At 43.1% G+C, this 3,531-nt stretch carries 7 protein-coding genes; 6 read left to right on the top strand and 1 reads right to left on the bottom strand.

Features of this window, described 5'->3' with window-relative positions; all coding sequences use genetic code 11:
• From AB1466_07370 to hpt, 6 genes are all read left to right on the top strand, one after another.
• A partial coding sequence (locus AB1466_07370) for a hypothetical protein (protein MEW6189904.1) occupies window positions 1-391 on the top strand: 391 nt, incomplete at its 5' end.
• Between the two features lie 90 nt (window positions 392-481).
• Window positions 482-754: a hypothetical protein gene (locus tag AB1466_07365; protein MEW6189903.1), complete on the top strand. Its 273-nt coding sequence runs from the start codon at window positions 482-484 to the stop codon at window positions 752-754.
• Between the two features lie 160 nt (window positions 755-914).
• Window positions 915-1,172: a hypothetical protein gene (locus AB1466_07360; protein MEW6189902.1), complete on the top strand. Its 258-nt coding sequence runs from the start codon at window positions 915-917 to the stop codon at window positions 1,170-1,172.
• Window positions 1,173-1,260: 88 nt separating this feature from the next.
• A complete protein-coding gene (locus AB1466_07355; GenBank protein ID MEW6189901.1) occupies window positions 1,261-1,539 on the top strand; it encodes a hypothetical protein in 279 nt (92 codons plus the stop codon).
• Entirely contained in the window at window positions 1,518-1,697 is a 180-nt protein-coding gene (locus AB1466_07350) for a hypothetical protein (protein MEW6189900.1), read from the top strand. Before AB1466_07355 ends, AB1466_07350 begins: the two co-directional genes overlap by 22 nt.
• A gap of 202 nt (window positions 1,698-1,899) precedes the next feature.
• Window positions 1,900-2,457: a hypoxanthine phosphoribosyltransferase gene (hpt, locus tag AB1466_07345; protein ID MEW6189899.1), complete on the top strand. Its 558-nt coding sequence runs from the start codon at window positions 1,900-1,902 to the stop codon at window positions 2,455-2,457.
• A 20-nt stretch (window positions 2,458-2,477) separates the two neighbouring features.
• Here hpt and AB1466_07340 read toward each other — a convergent pair.
• The coding region (locus tag AB1466_07340) for a pyridoxal phosphate-dependent aminotransferase (GenBank protein MEW6189898.1) at window positions 2,478-3,531 on the bottom strand (1,054 nt) is incomplete at its 5' end.

The following is a 3,531-nucleotide window of genomic DNA, read 5'->3' as shown; positions in this document are numbered from 1 at the left end:
CAAAGTACCCACCGTTGAGGCGTGGAATACTATTTTGTATGGAAGTTTATCCGAATATAGAAAATTGGCGGAATCGAAAGTATCCACAGAAGCAATGGATATAATAGTGGATAGATTTGTGGCGGAATACAGGCGAGCTCAAGCCGGTTATCGAGCTTTGGAGAAAACACTTTGGCACAAATCGATGGATTGGTTAAGGATGATGTTGCGCGTCCTTGCAGAGGCTGTCACCGAGGAAAGAGTTCCCTGGACGGTGGAGAGGTACGTAAGCCAGCGCAAAGTTGCTGAAACGAGAGCGGCTATTCGGGAGTATACTCGTGATATGAGCTTTAATGTTTTGGTGATAGTTTTGATGGTGATGGTATTGGCCATATGTCTCTTTCTGATGTAAAATTTCTCACAATTCCATCTTCCCGCTAATCTTTAGAATTGATTAAGCCGATAACTAGAATGGATTAAATATAATTGGGGAGGAGTTAAAATGTATACGCAAAAGGAGAAGGTCAGAGTGGTGATATGTACTCCCCTTTACAGGATAGAGGGGGATATGTATATTCTACCGGGAAGCCGCCTCACCGATATCGTAAATGTTAAGACAAAAGACTTTTTCCCCATCACCGATGCCAAGATCCTTCACGCCACGGAGGATAAAGTCTTATATAATTTAAGTTTCGTGGCCGTCAATAGAGAGGATATTATCATGATCTTTCCCTTGGAAGAATCGGGTAAAACCTCAGGCGACGAAGATAGATAATTCGGCCACCCTCCCCATATCCGATCTCTAACTGCCTCCCTTATTCTCTGGACAGCTGAACACTTGACCAATTTAATAAAAAACTGTATAGTAGAAAAATATTTCATATAGCCATATAATTTAAAGAGCTTGGAGAGCTCTTGATGAGGGAGTGTGATAAATGGAGAAGGAGAGTAAGAAGAACTATCTCCGTGTGCCCATAACCATGCCCGAAGAGATGTTCAGTTACTTGGAGAATTTGAGTCTAAAATCCAAAGTTTCTGGTGGACGTAAGCTCGCCAATACAGCTATCGTTAGAGCAGCAATAAAAGCTCTTATGCAGCTGGATATAGATGTCACTGGGGTCAAGGATGAAGATGAGTTAAAAGAAAGAATAATGGAGGCAAAGGCTCAGTACAAGGGTAAAAGGCAAAAATAGATTGGCGCTGCAGTGTAAAATAACCCTTGACCAAAAGCACATTATCTTCTATAATTGATTGCAAATTTTTGTAAGGTGGTCAAGGAATATGGTGAGTGATGAAAAATTTGAATCTTTGCAGCGTGTTTCCACATTTTTAACAAGACCTCAAGTTGAATTCCTCGATGACCTTTCCCGCCAGATGAAATTCAGTGGTGGATATAAATTGCCCAGAACAAAAATCATTCGAGCCACTCTCTCGGTATTCATGGAGCTGGGAATCGATGTATCGGGAGTGAAAAGCGAAAAAGAATTGGAAGAAAGAATTCGAAATGGGGTGAAAAGAAAGAGACAAGGAGGACAGAAATGCGAAATTGCTGGGATTTAAAGGGGTGTCCGGCGAGCCACTACATAAAATGTCCAGCTTATGAGAGGCGAATAGACTGTTGGGAAATTAAGCAGGGTTGTCTATGCCATGTTTACCCCAATTGCGATTCCTGCCCAATCTTCATTAAACACAAGGAGGAATTGCGGAATAAGGATTAAAAAGTTTTAAAGAGGATTTAATCCAGAATTTATCCATGGATCCATGGGAAGCGGAGCGAATTTCAAAATTGAGGCCATGTGCCTCAATTATTTTTTTCTTTGTTTTCCTTTACACCGTTCTCAACCCGCCACTTTCGCCTGTGTGAAGCGATGGTGGGGGGCGGGCGCCTTGCTTGTATGGCGTGCGGACAGTAAAATTAAGATGTCTCAAAATGGGCGAATTTGTGAGGCGAATTTGAAAGTCGGAAAAGTTCTCATCTCTCAAGAACAAATCCAAGCCAAGGTTAAGGAACTTGCGGATAGGATATCCCAAGACTACAGAGGGAAAGATATTTTGATGGTATGCATCTTAAAAGGTGCCTTCATGTTCCTGGGGGATTTATTAAAGCACCTCTCACTTCCAGTGGAAATCGATTTTATGGCCACTTCAAGCTATGGGCGAAGAATGAAGACCACGGGAAGGGTAAGAGTTACCAAAGAACTCGAAGTTGATATCCGGGAAAGGCACGTTCTTGTGGTGGAAGACATCGTGGACACTGGTCACACTCTGAAATTCATCCTCGATTACTTGGCCTCCAAAAAACCAGCGAGTCTTAAGGTCTGTGCGCTTCTGGATAAAAAGGAACGTCGAGAGGTACCCATAAACTTGGATTATGTGGGTTTTGCCATCCCCAACGTCTTTGTCGTGGGTTATGGGCTTGATTATGCAGAGCGCTACAGAAATCTCTCTTACGTGGCCTCTCTCGTTGAAGAGGACTAACGGGAGTTGCCGAAAAAATTCTAACTTTCGCTAAGGGTTTTTCCCTTCAAGTATTTCTCCAGCCGATTCATACCTTCTGCTATGTTCTCTAGTGAGTTAGCGTAGGAGAAACGAAGGTATCCCTCGGCATTATCTCCAAAGTCGATTCCCGGTGTTACCGCTACTTTTGCATTTTCCAGAATCTCAAGGGCTAACTTGTATGAATCATTACCAAAACGTTTTGCGTTTGCTAGGACATAGAAAGCGCCTGTGGGCTCGACTTTTATGCCGAATCCAATCTCTCTCAGCTTAGGGATGATATATTTCCTTCTTTGATCGTAGATTTCGACCATCCTCTTCACATCTGCTTTAGCTTCTTTCAAAGCGGCGATTCCCGCCCATTGAACGAAGTTATTCGCCGAAATGAAGAAGTTTTGCTGTATTTTTTGCATTGGTCTTATGAACTCTTTGGGGGCAATTACATATCCCAACCTCCAGCCAGTCATGGCATAGGCTTTGGAAAATCCATTGAGGACAAAGGCCCCATCGGTGAATTCTAAAATGGAATGCTCTCTTCCCTCATATACTAGACCGTGGTAAATTTCATCGGAAACGACGAAGCAATTCTCGCGGGCAATTTCCGCGATTTCTTCCATGACTTTCAACGATAATAGGTTACCCGTTGGATTCGATGGAGAATTGATGAAGATCGCCTTCGCTTTGGGATTGATTTTTTCCCTTATCTTCTCCGGTCGATACTGAAATCCATCCTCTTCATAGACATCGATGTAAATTGGGACGCCATCCAAGAATTCAACGAAGTTGGGATAGCAAGCATAGCAAGGGTTGGATAAAATTACTTCGTCGCCGGAATTGAGTAAAACGGAGAAGATTAAAAACATGGCTGGAGAGGTTCCGGAGGTTATGACTATTTGATCGGGTGCTACCTCTACGCCATATTTCCTGCGATAATGTTCTGAGATGGCTTCCCTCAGTTCAGGGAGTCCCAGACTGTGAGTGTAGCCCGTTTTCCCCTCTTTCAATGCTTTGTATGCGGCTTCTTTTATGCAATTGGGGGTATCAAAATCCGGCTCA

Source organism: Actinomycetota bacterium, assembly GCA_040755895.1.
Lineage (GTDB): Bacteria > Actinomycetota > Aquicultoria > Subteraquimicrobiales > Subteraquimicrobiaceae > Subteraquimicrobium.
This window is presented reverse-complemented; position numbering and strand designations above follow the sequence as displayed.